This is a genomic window from Nonomuraea sp. K271 (assembly GCF_009908215.1).
Classification (GTDB): Bacteria; Actinomycetota; Actinomycetes; order Streptosporangiales; family Streptosporangiaceae; genus Nonomuraea; species Nonomuraea longispora.
The window spans coordinates 1-2,238 of sequence record NZ_JAAAHR010000344.1 but is presented as its reverse complement, the minus strand read 5'-3'; the positions used below and the strand labels follow the sequence as shown (position 1 = coordinate 2,238).

The following is a 2,238-nucleotide window of genomic DNA, read 5'->3' as shown; positions in this document are numbered from 1 at the left end:
GGCGTGAGGCGGGCGGCGAGGTCGGCGTCGCCCACGGACGGGTCGCGGGATACCGCCTCGTGATAGCGGCGGGCCGCCTGCGCCTGGTCGCCCTCTCCGAGCAGCGCCCTGGCCGCCAGCACGCCCAGCACGGGCGGGTGGCCGGGCGTGTCGAGCAGCGGTTCGAGCGCCGCCAGCGCGGCCCCGTGTGCGCTCTGTCTGATGAACGCCTCCGCCAGCCCGGCCGTGAGCTCGGTGTCCCTGGGCGCGAGCGGGAGCGCGGCGCGGAACTCGGCCTCGGCCTCGGCGAGGTAGCCGCGGGAGAGGAGCTGGCCGGCGAGGTGCCGGCGCAGGGGGAGGTTGTCCGGGGAGAGACGCGCCGCATCGCGGAGCGCCTGAAGGCCGGCATCGTCCGACACGTGCCGTTCCCTTCTGTAGGGGTTTGGGTGGTTCGAGGTCGTAAGATACCGAAGCTCGGCCCCGGACACCCCGCAGGTCACCATGACCCCATGACAACGAGCCGGACACCGCCTCTTGGAGGCGATGCCCGGCTCGGCGGACGGACGATCAGGCGGCGTGCAGGTAGATCTGACCGAACACCTCGGACAGGTTCTTCAGGTCCGTGGCCACGTCCACCTCGGGGTTGTCCGGGTCGTAGACGGTGGCCAGGCGGGGGCGGACCGTGCCGAGCTTCTTGAGCTGGTCCCAGGTGGTGTTGGCGGCCCACTGCTCGCCGTACACGCGGTTCACCTGGCCCTGGCCGTCCTGCCAGCGGGTCCACAGGGTGACCGTCTCGGCGGCGTCGTCCTGCAGCGGGGCGGCGACGCGGTCGGTGATGGCCTGAGCCGCCTGCTCCTCGTTCAGCTGGGCGCTGCCGGCGGCGGCGAAGGTGGCGTCCTCGGCGGCGATCTGCGCGTAGGCGTCCCAGGCGCGGGCCCGGACCTGGATCCACTGGTTGCGCTGGGCCTCGGCGGCGTCGATCTTCCAGGTGGCGTACTCCGTGGCCAGGTGGCCGCTGTCCAGGGCCAGCTGGTCGATGAGGCCCTTGGCGAGCCAGGCGCCGATGCGCTCGGGGTCGAGCAGCGGATACTTCTTGGTCATCTCGGTCTTGCAGGCGTCGTTCGAGCCGCAGCCGAAGAGCGGCACCACCGTGTGCGCGGCCAGCTTCTTGCCCGGAAGCATCCCGCGCAGCGTGGTCGTGGCCTCGGTGACGAACGCGTCCAGTTCCTCGGGGGTGGCGAACGTCTGGGCGTCGGCGCCGAGCTTCGAGGTGAACCTGACCCCCACGATCCCCGGCTGGGCGGCGGCCAGCGCGGCGACCTTCTTGGCGGCCTCTGCGAGCTTGCCCGCCTTGTAGTCATCGGCGAGCTCCGCATCGATCCAGACGCGCATGTTCGTCTGGGAGACGGTCTGCGCGGCCTGGCCCGCCGGGGTCTGTTTGGCGGCGGCCTTCTGCTCGGGCGTGATGCCGCTGCCGTCGACGTAGCACTCCTCGCCGTTCCGGCACTCGGGCGTACCGCCGTCCTCGGCGCCCGGAACGTCCGGCGAACCGCTGTCGTGCGCCTCGCCGTCGCCCTCGGAGTCCGTCGGGCACTCGTTGCCCGGCTGGGTGCAGTCGATCGTGATCGGGTCCATCGGGCCCGCCTCGACCATGTGCTCGCCGTCGTTCTGGAGCCAGAAGTTCGCGATGTCCGCGGCCTCTTCGGGGGTGGCCATCCAGCGGCAGACGACGTACGCGGGGGTGTCGTCGGAGAGGAGGTCGTTGCAGCTCCTCGGGTCGTCCTCCGACCACGCGGGAACGCCGATGCCCAGGAGGGAGAGGGCCAGTCCGATGACGAAGAGCTGCCGCAGTCGCATGGCACCTTACTTCCAGGGGGTGATCGTGGGCATTCGCACAATATCCGGACGATCAACAACGTTCAATGAGAAGCAGGTCCTTACTTCACGGGGATTCCGACGCGAAGTAGGCGTTCACGTCATGTTCACCCCGGTCACTCCTCCACCTCGGCCCATGTCCATCCGCCCGGGGCGGCCCGGACCACCCTGGTGCGTCCGGCCGTCACCCTGACCCATTCGGGCCGCTCGGCGGGCTCGCGGTCCTCCTGGGCCAGCGGCACGGGGTCGGTGTCCGCTCCGAAGATCGCGGGCCGCCCGTTCACGGTCACCTGGCCCGCCGGCACGACCACCCGATCCTCCCGCCTCGGAGCTGCGGACGACGCGGGCGCGACGGCCAGGGCCGGTGCCGGGGCCGCCGGGGAC

1 protein-coding gene and 2 pseudogenes are annotated in these 2,238 nt (G+C 71.5%); all 3 read right to left on the bottom strand.

Going from position 1 to position 2,238, the window contains the following annotated elements; translation table 11 throughout:
* A pseudogene (locus tag GUY59_RS46745) lies at positions 1 to 398 on the bottom strand (cell division protein); the annotation flags it as partial.
* Positions 399 to 546: 148 nt separating this feature from the next.
* The gene (locus GUY59_RS46740; RefSeq protein WP_138208801.1) at positions 547 to 1,836 is read right to left on the bottom strand and encodes a hypothetical protein; all 1,290 of its coding nucleotides are present in this window, start codon (positions 1,834 to 1,836) and stop codon (positions 547 to 549) included.
* A gap of 134 nt (positions 1,837 to 1,970) precedes the next feature.
* Positions 1,971 to 2,238: pseudogene (locus tag GUY59_RS46735) on the bottom strand (hypothetical protein); the annotation flags it as partial.

Coding starts and splice junctions, on each gene's coding strand:
- GUY59_RS46740 (WP_138208801.1), bottom strand. CDS start 1,836: ATGCGACTGCGGCAGCTCTTCGTCATCGGACTGGCCCTCTCCCTCCTG.